At 69.9% G+C, this 3,981-nt stretch carries 1 protein-coding gene and 2 pseudogenes; all 3 read left to right on the plus strand.

What is annotated here, in order from left to right:
• A pseudogene (locus tag ABYE80_RS18145) lies at positions 1 to 306 on the plus strand (hypothetical protein); the annotation flags it as partial.
• A 315-nt stretch (positions 307 to 621) separates the two neighbouring features.
• Positions 622 to 3,477: a vitamin B12-dependent ribonucleotide reductase gene (locus ABYE80_RS18150; protein ID WP_372791712.1), complete on the plus strand. Its 2,856-nt coding sequence runs from the start codon at positions 622 to 624 to the stop codon at positions 3,475 to 3,477.
• A gap of 298 nt (positions 3,478 to 3,775) precedes the next feature.
• A pseudogene (locus tag ABYE80_RS18155) lies at positions 3,776 to 3,981 on the plus strand (hypothetical protein); the annotation flags it as partial.

The raw sequence follows: 3,981 nt of genomic DNA on the forward strand, positions 1-3,981 counted from the left end.
GTCACCGAGACCCCGCAGCCCGCTCCGGTGCCGGCCGCGGCCCCCGCCGCAGCCGACGGAGCCGTCCTGGAGGCGGCCAAGCTCGAGCCGACGTCGGGACCGTCCGACGGGTTGCCCGCTGCGGTCGTCGGGCTCGGCACGCTCGCCGCCCTGCTGCTGGCGACCTCGTTGGTCTGGCTGATGCTGCGGACCCTCGCGTGGGAGCCCACCTGGCTCCCGCGTGCGCGCCACGCCTTCCACGAGGCGGGCTGGCGGGCGTCCGGCACCTGGCAGGACTTCACCGACTGGGTACGGCTCGGTCGCTGACCCCCCTGCGGGACCGCTGGACGGCTGCTGCCGTCCGGTAGCATCGGGTCCTCGTTCATCCCCGCAAACAGCGGGAGATTTCGGTCGTCGCACGACGGCGGAGAACCCGCAAAACGCGACGTTCAGCGAGGCCGTGCCGACCTGGCCCGCTGCTAGTTTCGACGTGGTCATAACGCCGGTGTCCATCGCGCTCTGACAGGCCCCGGCAACAGCGGTTCCGTCCGGACCGACACGGACACTCCACTGTTACCCCCACGTACAGATATGCCGCCGTCCCGGCTGAGGATCGGGAGGCACAGAGAGGAGCAGGATTCGATGGACAGCACCCCGCAGACGGCACTTGCGACGGACGTCCGCAGCGGTGAGGCGCTGTCCGTCCGGCGCTATTTCACGCAGCCCGGAGTCCACCCGTTCGAGACCGTCGACTGGGAGCTTCGCACCGCGTCCGTCGGATCCTTCGAGCAGCGCGACGTCGAGTTCCCCTCGACCTGGTCGCTGAACGCGACGAACATCGTCGCGCAGAAGTACTTCCGTGGCCAGCTCGGCTCGCCCACGCGCGAGCGCTCGGTCAAGCAGATGATCACCCGCGTCGCCGGCACCATCGCCGACTGGGGTCGTCAGCGGGGCTACTTCGCGACCGCGGAGGACGGCGACGCCTTCGAGGCCGAGCTCGGGTTCATCCTGCTGCACCAGATGGCGGCGTTCAACTCGCCCGTCTGGTTCAACGTCGGCTTCGAGGAGCAGCCGCAGTGCTCCGCCTGCTTCATCCTCTCGGTGGAGGACACGATGGACTCGATCCTCGACTGGAACACGCGCGAGGGCCGCATCTTCCGCGGCGGCTCCGGGTCGGGCATCAACCTCTCGAACATCCGCGGCTCGATGGAGCAGCTCAGCAAGGGCGGCACCGCGTCGGGGCCGGTCTCCTTCATGCGCGGGGCCGACTCCTGGGCCGGCACCATCAAGTCGGGCGGCAAGACGCGTCGTGCGGCGAAGATGGTGGTCCTCGACATCGACCATCCCGACATCCGCGAGTTCATCTGGTGCAAGGCCAAGGAGGAGGACAAGGCCCGCGCGCTCGCCAAGGCCGGCTTCGACATGTCGCTCGACGGCGACGGCATGCAGTCGATCCAGTACCAGAACGCCAACAACTCGGTCCGCGTCAACGACGCGTTCATGGCCGCCGTGGAGAACGGCGATGAGTGGCGCACGACGTCCCGCATGACCGGCGAGCCCATCGGCGACCCGATCGACGCCCGCCAGCTCATGCGGGAGATCGCCGACGCCGCGTGGCGCTGCGCGGACCCGGGCGTGCAGTACGACACGACGATCAACGAGTGGCACACCTGCCCGAACTCGGGGCGCATCAACGCCTCGAACCCGTGCTCCGAGTACATGCACGTCGACGACTCCGCGTGCAACCTCGCGTCGCTGAACCTCATGAAGTTCCGTCTGGAGGACGGCTCCTTCGACGTCGCCTCCTACCAGCACGCGATCGACGTGGTCCTGCTCGCCCAGGAGATCATCGTCGGCCCGTCGAGCTACCCGACCGAGGAGATCGGCGTGAACGCCCGCGCGTTCCGCCAGCTCGGCCTGGGCTACGCCAACCTCGGCGCGTTCCTTATGGCCAACGGCATGGCCTACGACTCCGACGCGGGCCGTGGCACCGCGGCGGCGATCACGGCGCTGATGACCGGCCGGGCCTACGCGCAGTCCGCCAAGATCGCCGCGGCCATCGGTCCGTACGAGCGCTACGCGGAGAACCGCGACGAGCACAACGCCGTGATGCGGATGCATCGCGACGCCTCCCACGCGATCCCGGACTCGACGTGCGCGGACACCGGGCTGCTCGACGCGGCCCGCGGCTCCTGGGAGGAGGCGGTCGCCCTCGGCGAGGTGCACGGCTACCGCAACGCCCAGGCGACGGTGCTCGCTCCCACCGGCACCATCTCCTTCCTCATGGACTGCGACACCACCGGCGTCGAGCCGGCCTTCTCGCTGGTCATGTACAAGACCCTCGTCGGCGGCGGCTCGATGACCATCGCCAACCGGACGGTGCCGCTGGCGCTCCAGACGCTCGGCTACGCGGACAGCGAGATCCACGAGATCGAGACCTACGTCGCCAAGCACAACACGATCGTCGGCGCCCCCGGCATCCGGGACGAGCACCTGCCCGTCTTCGACGTCGCGGTCGGTGAGCGGGCGATCAGCCACATGGGCCACATCAAGATGATGGGCGCCGTGCAGCCGTTCATCTCGGGTGCGATCTCCAAGACGGTGAACATGCCGGAGGAGACCACGGTCGAGGACATCGAGGACGCCTACGTCCAGGCCTGGCGGCTGGGCGTCAAGGCGCTGGCGATCTACCGCGACGGGTCCAAGAACATCCAGGTGCACTCGACCAGCGAGGGCACCGCGGTGGACGCGACCACCGGCGAGGAGATCGTGGTGCCCGAGGGCTCGATGATCGTCACGCAGGCCGAGCTGGATGCGCTCGTCGCGACGCGCCTCGCCGACACGGTCGCGGCCGCCAAGGCCGCCCCCGCGCGGCGCCGCATGCCGCGGGAGCGTCAGTCGCTCACGCACAAGTTCTCGATCGCGGGCCACGACGGGTACATCACCGCCGGCATGTACGAGGACGGCACGGTCGGCGAGATCTTCCTGACCGACATCGGCAAGGAGGGCTCCACCCTCCGCGGCATGATGAACTCGTTCGCGACCGCGATCTCGATCTCGCTGCAGTACGGCGTGCCGCTCGAGACGCTCGTCGAGAAGTTCGCGTACATGCGCTTCGAGCCCGAAGGCATCACCGGGAACGCGGAGATCCCGTTCGCCAAGTCGCTGCCCGACTACATCATGCGCTGGCTCGCGTCACGCTTCTGCGACGTCGACGTGCAGCGTGAGCTCGGCATCCTGACGCCCGCCGTCCGCGCCGAGCAGGCGGTCAACGACCTGGCCTACCGGAGCGACACCGACGGTGCCACCCCGCCCGATGCCGCGGCGGCCGCAGCCGCCAGCGCACCCGAGCTCGCGCTGCCGCCGATCAAGGTCGAGAAGATCACGAAGGCCAGCCCGACCGGCGAGATGTGCCCCCAGTGCGGCAACGCGACGATGCAGCGGACCGGCGCCTGCCACACCTGCGCCAGCTGCGGCTACAACACCGGCTGCGGCTGAGCCCCGATCTTGGCGGGCGCTGAGAGGCGCCCGCCAAAGCGCCCGGGGTTGTGCGTGCATCCCCGGGCATGACCTCAGCAGGTTCCAGCGGCGGTCCTCCGGGGCCGCCGCTGGCGTCTGTGCGGTGGTCCTCGGGCTCGCCCCGCCGCCCGTCCGAGCGTTGACGTGCCCGGCTCCCGTAGCGGACCCGGCCCGATCTGGCCGATCGTACGGCCCGGGTTCCCGGGTCATCCACGGTTCGGCCAGGTTCGACGGGTCGGGCTGACCGCAAGCGGGAGCGCACCCCGATACCCGGAGCGTGCCACGCCTGCTCCTGACCCTCTTCACCATCCTCACCGTCCTGTCGCTCGCGGCCGGACCCGCCACCGCCGCCAAGCGCGGCGGGCGCCTGGCCGACCGCATCAGCGGCAACTCCAAGGACAACACGCTGTCCGGAGGCGGCTCGCGCGACGTCCTGTTCGGTCGCGGCGGCAACGACCTGCTGCTCGGCGGCACCGGCGCGGA

This window comes from Paraconexibacter sp., assembly GCF_041602235.1.
Lineage (GTDB): Bacteria > Actinomycetota > Thermoleophilia > Solirubrobacterales > Solirubrobacteraceae > Paraconexibacter.